Origin of the sequence: Pseudomonas sp. NFACC08-1, from assembly GCF_900106735.1 — a bacterium.
Taxonomy (GTDB): Bacteria; Pseudomonadota; Gammaproteobacteria; order Pseudomonadales; family Pseudomonadaceae; genus Aquipseudomonas; species Aquipseudomonas fluorescens_Q.
Map to the genome: position 1 here is coordinate 84,735 of NZ_FNNL01000009.1, position 15,626 is coordinate 100,360.

General features: G+C 60.4%; 15 protein-coding genes. 2 read left to right on the plus strand and 13 right to left on the minus strand.

From position 1 onward, the window contains the following. The first annotated feature begins 6 nt into the window (after window positions 1-6). Window positions 7-1,704, plus strand: coding sequence for an AMP-binding protein (locus tag BLU76_RS19245; RefSeq protein WP_092223896.1), 1,698 nt, complete (start codon window positions 7-9; stop codon window positions 1,702-1,704). Between the two features lie 654 nt (window positions 1,705-2,358). Here BLU76_RS19245 and BLU76_RS19250 read toward each other — a convergent pair. From BLU76_RS19250 to BLU76_RS19260, 3 genes are all read right to left on the minus strand, one after another. Next, window positions 2,359-3,258 carry a hydroxymethylglutaryl-CoA lyase gene (locus BLU76_RS19250; protein ID WP_063322106.1) on the minus strand — a complete coding sequence of 300 codons (900 nt, stop codon included), beginning with the start codon at window positions 3,256-3,258 and terminating at the stop codon, window positions 2,359-2,361. 92 nt (window positions 3,259-3,350) lie between these two features. Beyond that, a complete protein-coding gene (locus BLU76_RS19255) occupies window positions 3,351-3,752 on the minus strand; it encodes a MerR family transcriptional regulator (protein WP_072346631.1) in 402 nt (133 codons plus the stop codon). A gap of 196 nt (window positions 3,753-3,948) precedes the next feature. After that, entirely contained in the window at window positions 3,949-4,878 is a 930-nt protein-coding gene (locus BLU76_RS19260) for a LysR family transcriptional regulator (RefSeq protein WP_063322104.1), read from the minus strand. Window positions 4,879-5,055: 177 nt separating this feature from the next. Between BLU76_RS19260 and BLU76_RS19265 the strand changes: the two genes are divergently transcribed. Continuing rightward, window positions 5,056-6,285 (plus strand): acyl-CoA dehydrogenase, encoded by a 1,230-nt coding sequence (locus BLU76_RS19265; RefSeq protein ID WP_072346633.1) that lies wholly within the window; start codon window positions 5,056-5,058, stop codon window positions 6,283-6,285. A gap of 156 nt (window positions 6,286-6,441) precedes the next feature. On the opposite strand, the gene BLU76_RS19270 is transcribed toward BLU76_RS19265, so the two are convergent. The 10 genes from BLU76_RS19270 to BLU76_RS19315 form a co-directional block, all read right to left on the minus strand. Beyond that, complete coding sequence (locus BLU76_RS19270; protein WP_063322102.1) at window positions 6,442-7,311, minus strand: isocitrate lyase/PEP mutase family protein; 870 nt, start codon at window positions 7,309-7,311, stop codon at window positions 6,442-6,444. A gap of 176 nt (window positions 7,312-7,487) precedes the next feature. Beyond that, window positions 7,488-7,679, minus strand: a complete 192-nt coding sequence (locus BLU76_RS19275) for a hypothetical protein (RefSeq protein WP_092223898.1) — start codon at window positions 7,677-7,679, stop codon at window positions 7,488-7,490. A gap of 14 nt (window positions 7,680-7,693) precedes the next feature. After that, entirely contained in the window at window positions 7,694-8,356 is a 663-nt protein-coding gene (locus tag BLU76_RS19280) for a transposase (protein ID WP_092223900.1), read from the minus strand. After that, window positions 8,353-9,126 carry a hypothetical protein gene (locus tag BLU76_RS19285; protein ID WP_256572682.1) on the minus strand — a complete coding sequence of 258 codons (774 nt, stop codon included), beginning with the start codon at window positions 9,124-9,126 and terminating at the stop codon, window positions 8,353-8,355. Before BLU76_RS19285 ends, BLU76_RS19280 begins: the two co-directional genes overlap by 4 nt. A 139-nt stretch (window positions 9,127-9,265) precedes the next feature. After that, a complete protein-coding gene (gene astA / locus BLU76_RS19290; RefSeq protein ID WP_092223904.1) occupies window positions 9,266-10,300 on the minus strand; it encodes an arginine N-succinyltransferase in 1,035 nt (344 codons plus the stop codon). A 61-nt stretch (window positions 10,301-10,361) separates the two neighbouring features. After that, a complete protein-coding gene (locus tag BLU76_RS19295) occupies window positions 10,362-11,378 on the minus strand; it encodes an arginine N-succinyltransferase (protein ID WP_092145454.1) in 1,017 nt (338 codons plus the stop codon). Between the two features lie 110 nt (window positions 11,379-11,488). Further along, window positions 11,489-12,838, minus strand: coding sequence for an APC family permease (locus BLU76_RS19300; RefSeq protein WP_092145456.1), 1,350 nt, complete (start codon window positions 12,836-12,838; stop codon window positions 11,489-11,491). Between the two features lie 56 nt (window positions 12,839-12,894). Then, a complete protein-coding gene (locus tag BLU76_RS19305) occupies window positions 12,895-13,647 on the minus strand; it encodes an N-formylglutamate amidohydrolase (RefSeq protein WP_092223906.1) in 753 nt (250 codons plus the stop codon). Then, window positions 13,631-14,983, minus strand: coding sequence for a type I glutamate--ammonia ligase (locus BLU76_RS19310; protein ID WP_092223908.1), 1,353 nt, complete (start codon window positions 14,981-14,983; stop codon window positions 13,631-13,633). The genes BLU76_RS19305 and BLU76_RS19310 overlap by 17 nt, the downstream gene beginning before the upstream one ends. After that, a complete protein-coding gene (locus BLU76_RS19315) occupies window positions 14,980-15,624 on the minus strand; it encodes a cysteine hydrolase family protein (protein ID WP_057447773.1) in 645 nt (214 codons plus the stop codon). The genes BLU76_RS19310 and BLU76_RS19315 overlap by 4 nt, the downstream gene beginning before the upstream one ends. Between the last annotated feature and the right edge of the window lie 2 nt (window positions 15,625-15,626).

Consider the following 15,626-nt stretch of genomic DNA (forward strand, 5'->3'; position numbering starts at 1 on the left):
GGCGTCATGGATCAACCCGGTTTGCATTCGCAGCTCAGCTACACCCGTGGTTCCGCGGCCAAGGCCTTGTTGGCTCAAACCATCGGCGAGGTTTTCGACCAGACGGTGGCCCGTTATCCGGAGGGCGAGGCGTTGGTGGTTCGCCATCAATCGCTGCGCTATACTTGGCGACAACTGGCCGAGGCTGTCGATCTGCACGCCCGAGCCTTATTGGCGCTAGGCTTGAAAACCGGTGATCGCCTTGGCGTGTGGGCACCCAATTGCGCCCAGTGGTGCATCAGCCAGTTCGCCAGTGCGAAGCTCGGCGTGATTCTGGTCAACATCAATCCGGCCTATCGCGTCTCTGAGCTCGAATACGTGCTCAAACAATCCGGATGCCAATGGCTGGTGTGTGCCGGGGCGTTCAAGACCTCGGACTATCACGCCATGCTGCAAACGCTGGCACCGGAACTGGCAGAGCAACCGATCGGCCAGATGCAGAGCGAGCGCCTGCCGGAGTTGCGCGGCGTGATCAGCCTCGATTCCCAGCCACCGTCAGGCTTCCTGCCTTGGTCGCAACTGGCCGCCCTGGGCGCGGCGGTGACGCCTGGACAACTGGCCGAGCGCCAATCCAGCCTGCACTTCGATCAACCGGTGAATATCCAGTACACCTCCGGCACCACTGGCTTCCCCAAGGGCGCTACCCTCAGTCATCACAACATTCTCAATAACGGTTACATGGTCGGCGAAAGCCTGGGCCTGACGGCTGACGATCGGTTGGTGATCCCGGTGCCGCTCTACCATTGCTTCGGTATGGTCATGGGTAACCTGGGCTGCATGACCCATGGCAGCACCATGATTTACCCCAACGATGCCTTCGACCCGCTGCTGACGCTCAAGGCCGTGGCCGAAGAAAAGGCCACTGCGTTGTATGGTGTGCCCACCATGTTCATCGCCCTGCTGGACCAGCCGCAGCGGGGCGACTTCGACCTGTCCAGCCTGCGCACGGGCATCATGGCCGGGGCCACATGCCCCATCGAAGTGATGCGACGGGTCATCAATGAAATGCACATGGCCGAAGTGCAGATTGCCTACGGCATGACGGAAACCAGCCCGGTGTCATTGCAGACCGGTCCTACCGACGAACTGGAACTGCGCGTAACCACCGTTGGCCGTACCCAGCCGCAACTGGAAAGTAAAATTATCGATGCGGCCGGCAATCTCGTCCCGCGTGGTGCTGTCGGCGAATTATGTACCCGTGGCTACAGCGTGATGCTCGGCTATTGGAACAACCCCAAGGGCACCGCCGATGCCATCGACCCGGATGGCTGGATGCACACCGGCGACTTGGCGACCATGGACGAGCAGGGCTACGTGCGCATTGTCGGGCGCAACAAGGACATGATCATCCGCGGCGGGGAGAATATTTACCCGCGTGAGCTGGAGGAGTTTTTCTTCACTCACCCGGCGGTGGCGGACGTGCAAGTGATCGGCATTCCGTGTTCGCGTTATGGCGAGGAAATCGTTGCGTGGATCAAGTTTCATCCCGGCCACAGTGCCTGCGAACAGGAACTGCAAGCCTGGTGCAAGGAGCGCATCGCCCACTTCAAGACGCCGCGTCATTTCAAATTCGTCGAAGAATTTCCCATGACGGTCACCGGTAAGATCCAGAAATTCCGCATGCGCGAAATCAGCATCGAAGAGCTGCGCGATAAGCAAAGCTAGCCGCAACACTTGCGGGAGCGAGTCTGCTCGCGATGGCGGTGGGATAGTCGACAGATAGGTTGGCTGTGCCGCCGTCATCGCGAGCATGCTCGCATCCACGGGGGAAATGTGAAATCCGGAAAAGCACAAAGGGGAGCCGAAGCTCCCCTTTAATTTTGTCGTCGCGTGCTCTTTTTTTATTATTGAGGGGCGGCCTGTTGTTGTTTTTGGCAGCCGTTGCCCTTTACCGCTGTTTTTGGCGATCCCCATCCGGGATCAAGAGCAAACGTATTTTTTTGAGCGCTGATCTGCTTTTTCGCCTTGCGATCCAACCGATTCGGGAGCTACCTGAAGGTAGTTTTATTGTTCTCAGCCCGGTTGCGGGTTGCTCCTGAAAGCACCCTGAAAAGCACATCCTCTCCAAAAAAATCTGTTAGCTGCGTCTCTGCCGTGTTGTTTTTGTTATGCCAGAGTCGTTTCGTCTTGTTTTTATTGGGTTTGCTGCGTTTTTTTATTCTTGTTATGCGAGAGATATAGCAGGTGGCGTGCCAACTTTTAAAACTCTATATAAATCAATGGCTTGAATTTTTTAGCTGAAAAACCTGGCGCGTCAAACCTGACAAATTGTTTCCGTGTTACTCGTTTCGCCGCCGTTACAAAGCCAGCGGTAACACCTCACTGTGCGCTGCGGGCCTTGGCGACACGCGAACCGCTAGGGCGGCCGAGCACGTCGCAGATCTGCCGACCCGCGGCGATCAGGGCGTCCAGGTCGACACCGGTCTCGATACCCAAGCCATTGAGCAGGTACAGCACGTCCTCGGTGGCAACGTTACCGCTGGCGCCCTTGGCATAAGGGCAGCCGCCCAGGCCCGCGATGGAGCTGTCGAACACCGCGATGCCTTCCAGCAGGCTGGCGTATACGTTGGCCATGGCTTGGCCGTAGGTATCGTGGAAGTGTCCGGCGAGCTTGTCTCGAGGCACCTCGGCGCCCACCACCTCGAACATCCTGCGGGTGGCACCGGCGGTGCCCGTGCCGATGGTGTCGCCCAGGGAGACTTCGTAGCAGCCCATGGCATACAGCTCCCGAGCGACCCAAGCCACCTGCTCAGGCTTGACCGCACCTTCATACGGGCAGCCCAACACGCAGGACACGTAACCGCGCACACTGACGCCGTGTTGTCTGGCGGCCTCCATGATCGGCTCGAAACGCTCCAGGCTGTCCTTGATGGAGCAGTTGATATTGCGCTGGGAGAATGCTTCGGACGCGGCGGCGAACACCGCCACTTCTTTCACTCCCGCCGCCAGCGCATCTTCAAAACCCCGCAGGTTCGGCGCCAGGGCGCCATAGGTTACACCGGGCTTGCGCTGGATCTGCGCGAACACCTCGGCGGAGCCGGCCATTTGCGGCACCCACTTGGGCGAGACGAAACTGCCGACTTCGATGTAGCCCAGGCCGGCGGCGCTCAAGGCATCCACCAGACGCACCTTGTCGGCGACGCTGATGGGCTGTGCTTCATTCTGCAGCCCGTCACGGGGGCCGACTTCGATCAGGCGTACAAAGGAGGGGAGGGACATGGGGATTGACCTGTAGTGAGTTGCCAATATGTCGAGCGCAATGATGAACCCATTGTGGGAGCGAGCTTGCTCGCTCCCACAGGGAGAAAGTGTTACTGGACGATTTCCTCGCCCTTGAGTGTCTGCTCCAGCGCCTGGATGCAGCGTTCTTCGGCGGTGTCGAGTTCCAGCTTCATCTGTTCGATGTCCAGCAATTGCTGTTCGAGCTGTTCCCGGCGTTCGGCGATTTTCGCCAGCATGCTGTGCAGCTGTTTCTGATTGCCGCTGGAGGGGTCGTAGAGTTCGATCAGTTCGCGGCACTCGGCCAGGGAAAAGCCGATGCGCTTGCCGCGCAGGATCAGCTTCAGGCTGACCTTGTCCCGCGGCGAGTAAATGCGCTCCTGGCCCCGTCGTTCCGGGCTCAACAGGCCTTGTTCTTCATAGAAACGGATGGCCCGGGTGGTGATATCCAGCTCGCGGGCGAGGTCGGAGATGCTGTAGGTCTGGCTGCTCATGGACGCGCTCGAAACGAAAGGGGCTGGCGCTAAGCTAAAGGCAGGTTGACGTTCGCGTCAAGCATGGGGCCGGCACTGCATGGCAGGCATGAACCTGTGGGAGCGAGCTTGCTCGCGATAGCGGTAGACCGGCCAATATCAATGGCGACTGATCCGACGCCATCGTGAGCAAGCTCGCTCCCACAATTTTGATCGCCTAAACCTTGTCGAGCTTCTTCTCATGGGCCGTCACCTGCTGGCACAGCTCGATCATCTGCTCGCGCATCCAGCGGTTGGCCGGGTCCTGGTCGGTGCTTTCGTGCCAGTAGAGGTGGGTTTCCACCGGCGGCACGTCGTTGACTGGTAACAGGAAGGCGTGCAGATCGTGACGACGGGCAAAGCGCTCGGGGACGGTCATGACCATGTCCGTTTGTTGCAGGACCTGGGAGGCCATCAGGTAATGCTGGGAGCGCAGGGCGATCTTGCGCTGGATACCCATCTTGCCGAGGGCCAGGTCGACATAACCCAGCCCGTTGCGGCGGCTGGAAATATGCACGTGGGTCTGGGCCAGGTAATCGTCGAGGCTGATCTTTTCCTTGCCCGCCAGCGGATGGCCCTTGCGCATGGCGCACACGTAGCGATCTTCCATCAACTTGACGTGGCGTACCTGCGGGTCGGTGTTGAGCGGTGCGTCCACGGCGAAGTCGAGGCGGCCGGCGGCCAGCTCCTTGGTGGTTTCACGGCGCTTGGAGAGGAAGCTTTCGATCGCCACGGTAGGTGCCAGGCGACGCAGGCGCTGGAACAGCGGCGGTAGGATCACGCCTTCGGTGAGGTCGGTCATGCTGATGCGGTAGGTCTTGACGGCCTGCAACGGGTTGAAGATCCGGCTTTCCTGCACCGACACCCGCAGCAGCGACAGGGCGTTGCGCACCGGGCCGATGATGTTCTGGGCCATGGGCGTCGGCACCATGCCTTGGGCGGTGCGCACGAAGAGCGGGTCGTTGAAGGTCTCCCGCAGGCGCGCCAGGGCATTGGACACGGCCGGCTGCGTGATGCCGACGATCTGCCCGGCGCGGGTCAGGTTGGCTTCGGTGTAGATCGCATCGAAGACAATGAAAAGGTTGAGATCGACCTTGCTCAGATTCATGGCGCTGCACTCTTATTCTTGGACGTGTTGTGAGGTGCCGGATGGCGATGCGAATCAGTGAAACATATATCGGTGATGAATGTTAATACACGCCGAGAATAGGTTAGGTAAATTTTCGTAGCTGAACTAGCATCGATTTCATGACCTAAAACAACCTCTGCCAAGAAGGTGCTGCTCATGGATTTTGCTTATTCCCCCAAGGTTCAGGCACTGCGTGAACGCGTCACGGCGTTCATGGATGCCTACGTTTACCCGGCTGAAGCCGTGTTCGAGCAGCAAGTGGCCGAAGGCGACCGCTGGCAGCCCACGGCCATCATGGAAGAGCTCAAGGCCAAGGCCAAGGCCGAGGGTTTGTGGAATCTGTTTCTGCCTGAGTCCGAGCTGGGTGCCGGCCTGACCAACCTGGAATACGCGCCGTTGGCAGAGATCATGGGCCGTTCGCTGCTGGGTCCTGAACCGTTCAATTGCTCGGCGCCGGACACCGGCAACATGGAAGTGCTGGTGCGCTACGCCAATGAAGAACAAAAGCAACGCTGGCTCGAGCCACTGCTGCGCGGCGAGATCCGCTCGGCGTTTGCCATGACCGAGCCGGACGTTGCCTCCTCGGACGCCACCAACATGGCCGCTCGTGCCGAGCGCGACGGCGACCAGTGGGTCATCAATGGCAAGAAGTGGTGGACCTCAGGGGCCTGCGACCCGCGCTGCAAGATCCTGATCTTCATGGGCCTGAGCAACCCTGATGCGCCGCGCCATGCCCAGCACTCGATGATCCTGGTGCCGGTGGACACCCCCGGGGTCAAGATCGTCCGGCCGCTGCCGGTGTTCGGCTACGATGATGCGCCTCACGGGCATGCCGAAGTGCTGTTCGAGAACGTGCGCGTGCCATACGAAAATGTCCTGTTGGGTGAAGGACGCGGCTTTGAAATTGCCCAGGGTCGCCTTGGCCCGGGCCGGATTCATCACTGCATGCGCTCCATCGGCATGGCCGAGCGCGCACTGGAATTGATGTGCAAGCGTGCCGTCAGCCGCACGGCCTTCGGCCAACCGTTGGCACGCCTGGGCGGTAACATCGACAAGATTGCCGACTCACGGATGGAAATCGACATGGCGCGCCTGCTGACGTTGAAGGCGGCGTACATGATGGACACGGTCGGTAATAAAGTGGCGAAGAGCGAAATCGCCCAGATCAAGGTCGTCGCGCCGAACGTGGCCCTGAAGGTCATCGACCGGGCGATCCAGATCCACGGCGGGGCCGGGGTTTCCAACGACTTCCCGCTGGCCTACATGTACGCCATGCAACGCACCCTGCGCCTGGCCGACGGTCCGGATGAAGTCCACCGCGCCGCCATCGGCAAGTTCGAGATTGGCAAGTACGTGCCCAGGGAAATGTTGCGCAGCGGGCGCTGAAGACCTGTTTTACCTTGGCAACGCCATTGCGCTCACCACAAATCCCCCTGTGGGAGCCTGCTCGCGATGGCGTTGGCACATCCAACACTCATGCAAGCTGACCCACCGCTATCGCGAGCTTGCTCGCGATGGCGGCTTCCCGGACAGTGAGTCTTCTTACTCCTTGACGCTCATGTATTCCTCGGCCCAACGGATGTAGTCCTCGGGCTGGGTGTAGGTGTGGGTCAGTTCGGTGGCGCTCAGGTCCGACGCCTGGGTGAAGATCTGCCGCTGTTCCCGCAGGCTGTCGTAGGTGGCCTTGATCGCGGCGAAATAGGCGCCGTGGCCGTCGATGGTCACGCGTACGCCCAATTCGGCCAGGCGCTTGTCGTCGCGTAGCAACGGGTTGCCATAAGTGACAAGCATCAGCGGCACCGTCAGGTTTTCGCTGATTTTTTCCAGGTGCTCGAAGTCTTGCACCCCCACCATGCAAATCCCGTCGGCACCGGCACGCTCATATTGCTGGGTCCGGCTGATGATTTCCTGGACCGGCAAAATCCCCGCGTTGGTCCGGGCGATGATCGCCATTTCCGGATCGACTCGCGCTTCCAGCGCCGCACGAATCTTGCCGACGCCTTCGGCTACGCCGATCAGGTCGGTGGATTTACGCCCGAACTGGGCCGGCAGCAAGGTGTCCTCGATGGTCAGCGCGGCGATGCCGGCCCGTTCCAGTTCGACGATGGTGCGCATCACGTTCAGGGCATTGCCATAGCCATGGTCGGCGTCGGCAATCACCGGCAGTTGGGCCACGCGGCCGATGCGGGTGGCCTGTTCGGCAAATTCGCTGAGGGTGATCAGGGCGAAGTCCGGCGCGCCCAATACTTGCAACGACGCCACCGAACCTCCGAGGATGCCTACTTCGAAACCCAGATCAGCAGCAATGCGCGCCGACATCGGGTCGAACACCGAGGCGGTGTGGTAGCAGGTGTTGGAAGCCAGCAATTGGCGGAAGTTACGACGCAAATCTTGATGGGAAAGCCTGGACATGTGAGTTCCACCAATGGAATGGAAAGGCTTGAGCAAAAGTGTCAACGCCGAAAGATCCAAAGGCTATCACGTGGCAAGCGCAAAGATGATGACGAATGTGTATGGGTGATGCCGTTATGGCATCGAAAAAAGGCTGCAGGCCCGGAAAGGTCGGCAGCCAGGCAAAAAAGCCCATTTCAAACTATTAAGTCTTCGCTCGGTAGGCTCCAGAATTGCTTGATCTCATGGATGTTTCCGACGTTGAAGCGCGTCGGGAAGCCGGGGAGTGTGCAGTGGATTTCGTTCGTCAGTTGCATCGCGGTATCGACCATATTGGTACCGGCCCGCAGTAATGGGGTTTCATCCCAGTCTTTCATCAGGTTATTCAAGGCTCCTCCTTTCTTCAGTTGCTGAACAGCGAATGACTACCGGCATGGAGCAGTGATAGTGTCTCTGTAAACAGCGTGATCTCTTGCGCAGCTACGCCGGGGTAAAGGGGTATGTAATCTTTGTCGAAGCACCATGCTTCGTCGATCTTGTCCAGGCGTTCGGGATGGACAAGCAGGCTGAGTGAGGCAGACATTGAGTTCGGGGCTAGTTGTTTATGGATTTTCCGCAAGGCTGGCATGTACAAGACTTCTCCTGGCGCAAGTTTAAGCCTGCGCTCCTTGCCCAGTCGGGGTCTTTTACCTTTTTGCAACGGTAGATCATCAAGTAGCTCGCGTACAAAGGTGGTGTAGCCATCTCCGCTGTAGCCGACCGCATAAAGTTCAAAGTCGTGACTGTGGTTCAGGTTATAAATGAATGTTTCGCTTTCATCATGAGTCTCTACCGGCGACCAGAACCCCAGGCGAAGGGTGAATGAATCATTCTTGTGCAGTAAAAAGCCATAGGCGTTATAGAGGCTGTTGCGTGTACTAAAACCGTCTTGCCGGAGGGTGGTATACAGATGATCGCTCAATAGACAACGGTTTTTGGCCAATTGGCGCAAGTCTGCAATGATCCCGGCTTTGTCTCGCTGCATGTCATAAGTGTTCAGGCGCTCGACAAACGTTTTCAGGTTCATGCCGCCAGCTCCAGTGGACGGAGCAAATTGTCCAGGCGTGCGTCCTTGCGTTTTTTCAGCAACGGGACGTAACTCAACGCGTTTTGCGGGTCAGCCCGATAAAGCATCTGGAAGGCTTTCCACGCCACGGCAGGGTGATAATGGTAGATCAGCTCCCCGGCAACCCTGACCACTCCCGGGTCCTCGATCGTTTCGAGTAATTCGAGGCTCACCAGGTACCGGGCGGCACTGTTGTCGTGAGGCAGCCAGGCTGTTTTGCGCAATGAGACAGGGTCAAATACGCTGATGTCCGCACTGCGGTCGGGGAAGTTGATCCTGCCAATCAATGTCGGCTGTTTTTCGCCCCTTGGAGAATAGTCGAATAAGGTTCGATTGCCATCAATGATCAGCGGATTGCACGGGTCGACGATCGAGGTGTCGGTTTTTTCAAGTTGATGCGTGTTGAGGGTGTATTGCTGGATTTCGAAAGGCTGATCGAGTGCGAATAGAATACTTTGGCCGGGCACCGAGTACAGTTGCGAAGACGCAGTGTTAGATGCAAGTGCCTTGATGCTGATATTACCAATGCTCGTACAATGCAGCGTGATGGTGCCAGTGTGCGGGTTGGTCATGTTCATGATGGCCGCGCGTCGAGACTGTGCCGTAGCAACTTTGTGTTGAATATCCAGATCGGCGATCAGTTGTTTGATTTGCGCGTTCATGTCTAATGTCTTGATTTTCTCCGCTATGTGTTCGAGCGGTAATCGTGTGGCAATCAGATTCTTGATCATGAACATTGTCGTTACAGTGGGGCGGTGCGCGAAAGTATGGGTCTCGAGTAGGTGGGTGGCAATTATGCAATTGTGGAGAAGTATTACTGATTAACGACATTCTTATGTATTGAATATCCAAGGTTGGGCGGTAACGAGGCTACGCCGCCACCGCCTGTTGCCCCAGCCTGGGCAATGCCACGGCCCGCACCGTATCACCCGGTTGCACTTGCAGGCGTTTGGCGGTGAGGCGATCGACAAGCAGCTTGTGGCCATGCTGGTGTGCGCGAGCGCTGGTGACGCGGCAGTTTTCCAGGCGCCGATTGTGAATCAGCCAGACCGGTGCCTGTGGGTCCGGGGTGCCAATGACCAGGGTCAGCATCTGGCTGTCGCGGACGGTGCGGATCTTCGACACCGGCGCCTCGATCACCGGGCCGCCGTCAAAGATGTCGATGTAACCCTTGTGGCTGAAACCTTCGGCACTGAGGATCTTCAGGGCCGGCTCGGTGTTCGGGTGAGCCTTGCCGATCACCGCCTGGGCCTGCTCGGTGAGCAGGCAGGTGTACAGCGGCTGACGTGGCATGAGTTCGGCGATGAACGACTTGTTGCCCATGCCGGACAACTGATCGGCGTAACTGAAATCCTTCTTGAAAAAATGCCGTCCCAGGCTGTCCCAGAACGGCGAACTGCCTCGTTCGTCGGCATGGCCTCGCAGTTCGGCGATCATTTTTTCGCCGAACAGCTGGGAGAACTCGGCCACGAACAGCAGGCGCGCCAGGGACAGCAGGCGTCCGTTGTGACCGCGACGTTGCTCGGGGTGAAGGAACAACGAGCAGATCTCCGATTGCCCGGACATCTCGTTGTTGAGGAACAGGGTCGGGATCTGCCGCTGGATCCCCAGCTCCGGCGCCGAGCTGACCGTCAGCCCGACCCGATAGTTGTACCAGGGCTCGCGCAGCCCGACCGCGCCGGTCAGGGCGCTGATGCCCACCACCTGCCGATCATCGTCTTCGAGCACGAACAGGTAATCGGCGTCGGCACGTTCGACTTGTCCGGCAAAGGTCCGTTGGGCCCAGCGAATACGATGGGCCAGGCGCTCTTCGTTGGCCGGCAGGCTGGTGAAACCGGGGCCTGCGCAACGAGCCAGGTCCAGCAATGCGGGCAGATCGGTAATGGCGACCGGACGGACAATCATGCTGCAGCTCCTTCATTACGTCGGTCCAAGCGCTGATGCGTGCCACGGGATCGAGTGAGGTTCATAGGGCGACCACCCGGATCCGCTCGCCATCCATGACGCCCAGGGCGGCCAGCATGTCGGGCGACAGGGCCACGGGGCCCTCGTCGTTGACGTCCAGCTCGGCGACGATGGCCCGGTAGTTTCCAAGACGGTCGTTACTCACCAGGTAACGGCCTGTGGCATCGATCTGCAGGCTTTGCCGGGCCGTGGCGCTCCGACTTTGCGTGATGGTACGGACGTTGGCGATACGGGCATGCAAGGTCGGCCCACCGTCGAAGATATCGACGTAGTTGTTGGTCTCGAAACCCTCGCGCGCCAGGATGTCGAAGGCTTCCTGGCCGTCGGGATGCACTCGACCGATGCAGGCCTGGGCCGCTGGCGGCAGCATGGGTACGTAGATCGGGTATTGCGGCATCAGCTCGGCGAGAAAGGTCCGGCTCTGCAAGCCACACAGCCGTTCGGCTTCGACGTAGGGCAGGTCGAAGAAGTGCTGGCCGATGGCGTCCCAGAATGGCGACTGACCGTCCTCGCTGCTGAAACCGACGATTTCGGTGATGACCGATTCGGCGAAGCGCTGGGGATGGGCGGCGATGAACATCAGCCGGGCCCGGGACAGCAGCTCCGATTCCGGCGTGCGCACCCGCTCGGCGTCGATGTGGAAGCCACGCAGCAGCGTCTGCCCGTTGAGGTCCTGGCACAGTGACAGCGCGGGCACGCCATGCTGGATGTTCAGCTCGCGGGACTCGCTGGAAAACGGCCGGTTGCGCAGACTGTAGAACGGTTCGTTGTAACCGGTGCTGGAGAGAATTTCCGAACAACCGACCAGGCGCCTGGATTCCAGGTCCTCCAGGACAAAAAAATAATTCTCCGCGCCAGGGCCCTGCACATCGGCCTCGAACGAGGCGCACGAGTCGAGGATCTTTTCCTCTAGGCGCGCGGTATCGTCCGGTAGCGACGTGACCCCCACCAGGCTGTCACGGGCCAATTGTTGCAGTTGCGGCAGATCGGTTAATTGAACTGGACGTAAGGCCAGCATGGATTGCACTCCTGTTCCAGAGAGCCCGGTAACCAGCACCGGGCTTGACGATCACTGTCGATGTCCACGCGTTGTAACCACGGTTGGCCGAGTCCTTCGACCACCGGCCCTCACTGACCGGCCGGATCGGGCACGGCGGCAGGGTTGCCGAATTTGTTGAGAACGCACAGATAAATCACGCCCGCGGCGATCCAGATCAGGCCGAGCTTCTGCGCAGCCACGCCCATGTTGTACATGATGGCCGCGACGATCACGAAGCCGACCAGTGGGCAAATCAAGTGGCGAATCAGTTGGCCGGACTGCTGGCGGCGCCAGTAGTGGTTGATGACCGTGATGTGCAGCAACATGAAGCCGCTCAGGGCGCCGAAATTGACCAGGGAGGTGAGGGTGTCCACGGCGTCGATGAACAGGTAGCAGATCAACAGCGACAGCACTGCCACCAGGTAAATGCTCAGGTATGGGGTGTTGTGGGTTGGATGGACTTTGGCCAGCACCTTGGGCAACTGGCCGTCCCGGGCCATGCCGAACAACAGGCGCGACACCGCCGCCTGGGAAGTGATCGCCACGGCCACGCCCCAGGCCAGGGCCGTGGCAACCGCGGTCAAGGTGGCCAGCCAACTGCCGGCTGCCAGTTCGGCGATTTCATAGAATGCGGTGTCGGCGGATTTGAAACCCATGCCGGCGGCCAGGTCCGTGGCGATCCAGGTCTGCACCACGAAGATCGCCCCCATCACCAGCAAGGTCACCAGGGCTGCCTTGCCGACGCTGCGGCCCGGGTCGCCCTTGATCTCTTCCGCCAGGGTGGAAATGGCGTCGAAGCCCAGGAACGACAATACCGCGATGGACACGGCTTGCATCAGCAGGGCGAAGTTGAAGTGTTCCGGGCTGTACAGCGGCGCCAGGGTCAGCTGGCCGTTACCGGCCCCGCCGTGCAGGGCGTTCCAGGCGTAGAACAGGAAAATCCCCAGCACCACCAGCTGCGCCAGCAGGAAAATGATGTTCATCCGCGCGGTGAAGGTGATGCCCCGCAGGTTGACGAAGGTCGCGCTCACCAGGAACGCCAGGATGAAACCGACCTTGGGGATGTCCGGGTACAAATGGTTCAGCGCCATGGCGGCGTAGACATAGAGCAGCGGTGGGATCAGCAGGTAGTCCAGCAGCATCAGCCAGCCGGCGATGAAGCCGACGTGTGGGTTAAGGCCCCGTTGTGCGTAGGAGTAGACGGAACCGGCCACTGGAAAAGCCCGGGCCATGCTGCCGTAGCTCAACGCGGTGAACAACATTGCCACCATGCCGATGATGTACGCCAGCGGCACCATCCCCGGTGCCTCGGCGTTGACATAGCCATACACGCCGAACGGGGCGATGGGGATCATGAAAATCATCCCGTACACCACCAGGTCTGTCAGCGACAGGCCGCGTTTCAATTCCTGTTTGTAGCCAAATGCCTCAATGCTCATGAGCCGTTCTCCTTCTCAGCTGTGGGTGGATGTCCTTGCGGGTTGCCGCTGTTTTTCTACAGCAATGGGGCCAAGTAAGCGCTCCAGGTCCGTACCGCCTCGGGGCTGCGCAGTTGGTCGTTGCGCACTTCGATCAACACCGAATCCAGGCCGCGGGCATCGCCGTGCACCGGGACGGTCATGTCGGTCAAGGGGTTGATCTTGTAGGGCTGGTTGCCCGCTGCGCGTAGCGAATGCCGGCTCAGCCCGTCGACGATGCGTTGGGCATAATCCTTGGCTTCGCCGAACAGCACGCCAGCTTCCAGCGCGCGCGGTTGACCATAGAACACCGGGGTGAAGCTGTGGATGCCCACCACGCGCACCGACCGGTTGGCGGCCAGGCGCTGGTCGATCAACGCGCGTAGTCGGTCATGAAAAGGGTGGAACAGGCACTGGCGGCGATATTCGCGCGTAGGCTCGTCCAGAGCCTGGTTGCCCGGCACCTGATAGATCTCGCTCTGGGGCGGAATGCTGTCCGGTACGTGCAGCGGACGGTTGAGGTCGATCAACAGCCGTGAATAATTGGCCGTCAGCAAGGTCGCGCCAAGGGTTTCGGACAGGCGTTCGGCCAGGGCCAGGGCACCGATGTCCCAGGCGATGTGCTCCTGGGAGGCCGTTTCATCCAGGCCCAGATCGTTCAGCGCCGCGGGAATGAAGCGGCTGGCGTGTTCGCACACCAGCAGCACCGGGTGTTCGGATTCCTCCCGGACCAGTCGGTAGGGCGGCCTGGTGTAGAGGCCCGTTTCAGCACACTCAATAGATTCGTGCATAGTGCTCACAACGCTCGGCAGGTGACAGCGCCTCGGTCAAGGCCAGCTCCTGGGCCTTCAAGGCGAAATAGGTGTCGACCAACGGGCCGGGCAGGGTCTCGAGCAGCGCCCCGCTGTGGCGCAGGCAGTCCAGTGCCTGGGCCAGGGTTGTCGGCAGGGCGATAATGCCACGGGCACGACGTTGTGCTTCATCCAGCTCATCGGGTATTTGATCGGTGACAGCGTTCAATGCCAGCCGTTGCTGGATGCCAAGTCGCCCGGCAATCAACAGCGCCGCCATCGCCAGGTGCGGCGAGGCGGTGGCGTCCATGGCGCGGAACTCCAGGTTGTACTGGTTCGCCAGCGGTTTGCCGCTCAGGCTCACGGTCGGGCAGATGCGCAGCGCCGCTTCGCGGTTGCGCTGTCCCAGGCACGCATAGGATGCGCTCCAGTGATGAGGTTGCAGGCGCTCGTAGGACACCGGCGTCGGCGCGGTCAGCGCACACAGTGCCGGCAGATAGTGCAGCACACCCGCGGCCCAATGCTGGCCGAGGCTGGACAAACCGTTGCTGCTGGCGGCGTCATGCAGCACCGGGTCCGCGCCCAGGTCTTGCAGGCTCAGGTGCAAATGCACGCCGTTGCACACGGCATGTTCCGAAACCTTGGGGGCGAAGCTCACGTCCAGGCCCATTTGCCGGGCGATCTCGCGGGTGATTTCCCGTACGTTCACGGCCCGGTCGGCGGCGGCTACGCCCAACGTCGGGCGGCAGGTGATTTCGTATTGATGCTGGCCGTATTCCGGCAGGAACATTTCCGGCTCGACACCGCCGGCCCGCAGGGCACTGAGCAACCAGCCAGCGAATTCGGCTTGCTGGCGCTGGGCCTGGAGGCTGAAGGCCAGGCGATCAGGCTGCGCAGGCGTGGCAACCAGGTTGAATTCATGCTCGAACGCGGCGAAAACCTGTAAGCCCAGTTCGACGCGATAACGCTCCACTTCGTCCTGTAACAGCGTGCGCGGGCAGGCGCTCCAGGGCCGGCCGTCGGTCTCGCGCACATCGCAATGGATAAAGTCGAGGACGGGCGCCTGGGCGTCGGGACCGTTGTTGACGGTCACCCGGCTAGACAGGTCCGGCACCAGCCGCAGGTCGCCATAAGCACCCCAGGGGTTGGTCGAAGCGATGATGTCCTGGGGCGTCAGTGCACTGTTGGCCGGCACCCAGCCACAGCCAGCGGTGACGTAGTGGGGCAACTCATCACTGGGAAACGAGCGCCCACGGGTCACGCCGATCAGGTCGGTGGTCACCAGGGTCGTCACGGGCAACGGCGCGAGGACGGCGGCAGGATCGAGGCGGCTCATGGCTGCATCTCCTGCAAACGCGCGAGCACGGTGTCGGTATCGGTGATCCAGCAATAGCCCTTGATCGCGTTCAGGCACGCCAGGTGCCGTTGTTCGGTGTAGGTGGCGCAGGCATCTTCCACCAGCGTGACCAGGTAGCCGCGATCGGCGGCGTCGCGCACGGCCATGTCGACGCACTGGTCGGTGACGATGCCGGCGACGATCAAGTGGCGGGTCTGCAGGTTGCGCAGCACGTAGTCGATGTTGGTGGAATTGAAAACCCCGGAGGAGGTCTTGGGCAGCACGATTTCGTTTTCCAGCGGCGCCAGTTCGGCAATGATCTGCGCCTCGGGGCTGCCCTTGGGCAGGTGCATGTCCGACAGCTTGTGATCCAGGGAACGGTCGCGGCCATCGGCGGTGAGGCTTTCGATGTGGGTGTGCAACACGTTGTGCTGTGCTTCGCGCATCGCGTTGAGCAAGCGCTGCTGGTTGGGGATGACCTGCTGGCGGGCCCGCTGGATGAAATACTCGGCCTCGCGGGTGTGCAGGTGGGCATCGAATTGCGGTTCCAGCCAGGCGCGTTGCATGTCCACCAGCAGCAAAGCGGTGTGCTGGCAGGTGAACGGCAGATCCCGGGGCGAGCGGTGGGGGAGCGAGAACATCC

Excerpts from the sequence above, each read along its gene's own strand:
- BLU76_RS19245 (WP_092223896.1), top strand. The coding sequence starts at position 7 with ATGGATCAACCCGGTTTGCATTCGCAGCTCAGCTACACCCGTGGTTCC.
- BLU76_RS19285 (WP_256572682.1), bottom strand. The coding sequence starts at position 9,126 with ATGATCAAGAATCTGATTGCCACACGATTACCGCTCGAACACATAGCG.
- BLU76_RS19280 (WP_092223900.1), bottom strand. The coding sequence starts at position 8,356 with ATGAACCTGAAAACGTTTGTCGAGCGCCTGAACACTTATGACATGCAG.
- BLU76_RS19295 (WP_092145454.1), bottom strand. The coding sequence starts at position 11,378 with ATGCTGGCCTTACGTCCAGTTCAATTAACCGATCTGCCGCAACTGCAA.
- BLU76_RS19315 (WP_057447773.1), bottom strand. The coding sequence starts at position 15,624 with ATGTTCTCGCTCCCCCACCGCTCGCCCCGGGATCTGCCGTTCACCTGC.
- BLU76_RS19300 (WP_092145456.1), bottom strand. The coding sequence starts at position 12,838 with ATGAGCATTGAGGCATTTGGCTACAAACAGGAATTGAAACGCGGCCTG.
- BLU76_RS19270 (WP_063322102.1), bottom strand. The coding sequence starts at position 7,311 with ATGTCCAGGCTTTCCCATCAAGATTTGCGTCGTAACTTCCGCCAATTG.
- astA (WP_092223904.1), bottom strand. The coding sequence starts at position 10,300 with ATGATTGTCCGTCCGGTCGCCATTACCGATCTGCCCGCATTGCTGGAC.
- BLU76_RS19265 (WP_072346633.1), top strand. The coding sequence starts at position 5,056 with ATGGATTTTGCTTATTCCCCCAAGGTTCAGGCACTGCGTGAACGCGTC.
- BLU76_RS19305 (WP_092223906.1), bottom strand. The coding sequence starts at position 13,647 with ATGCACGAATCTATTGAGTGTGCTGAAACGGGCCTCTACACCAGGCCG.
- BLU76_RS19260 (WP_063322104.1), bottom strand. The coding sequence starts at position 4,878 with ATGAATCTGAGCAAGGTCGATCTCAACCTTTTCATTGTCTTCGATGCG.
- BLU76_RS19250 (WP_063322106.1), bottom strand. The coding sequence starts at position 3,258 with ATGTCCCTCCCCTCCTTTGTACGCCTGATCGAAGTCGGCCCCCGTGAC.
- BLU76_RS19310 (WP_092223908.1), bottom strand. The coding sequence starts at position 14,983 with ATGAGCCGCCTCGATCCTGCCGCCGTCCTCGCGCCGTTGCCCGTGACG.
- BLU76_RS19255 (WP_072346631.1), bottom strand. The coding sequence starts at position 3,752 with ATGAGCAGCCAGACCTACAGCATCTCCGACCTCGCCCGCGAGCTGGAT.